At 57.3% G+C, this 520-nt stretch carries 1 rRNA gene; it reads right to left on the reverse strand.

From position 1 onward, the window contains the following. Window positions 1-426, reverse strand: a 23S ribosomal RNA gene (locus tag IEW70_RS17660); the annotation flags it as partial. Window positions 427-520 lie beyond the last annotated feature (94 nt).

A 520-nucleotide genomic window follows, 5' to 3' on the forward strand; every position in this document is an offset into this window, starting at 1 on the left:
CGGTACTCGGGGTCCGTCCTGGAGGGCGGATGGTTTCGACTACCGGGCTGTTACCGTCTATGGCGGGCCGTTCCAGGCCACTTCGTCTACCTTCCGCCTTTGTAACTCCGTGTAGGACGCCCCACAACCCCGAAGAGACATGCTCTTCGGTTTGGGCTACTCCCCTTTCGCTCGCCGCTACTCAGGGAATCGCGGTTGCTTTCTTCTCCTCAGGGTACTAAGATGTTTCAGTTCCCCTGGTCTGCCTCCAACCATCCTATGGGTTCAGATGGTGGTACCAGCCCTCGTCAGACTGGTGGGTTGCCCCATTCGGAAATCCCCGGATCAATGCCTGCTTACGGCTCCCCGAGGCGTATCGGCGTTCGCCCCGTCCTTCATCGGCTCCTGGCGCCAAGGCATCCACCGTGTGCCCTTAGTAACTTCTCCTCAAATCGCTCCGGTGAAATCTTCGACAGTTTGCTTTGCGCATCTGTTGAAGACTCCTTGGCTTGTGTTGCGTATCCAGTTTTCAAGGTGCATA

Origin of the sequence: Marinithermofilum abyssi, assembly GCF_014641195.1 — a bacterium.
Lineage (GTDB): Bacteria > Bacillota > Bacilli > Thermoactinomycetales > DSM-45169 > Marinithermofilum > Marinithermofilum abyssi.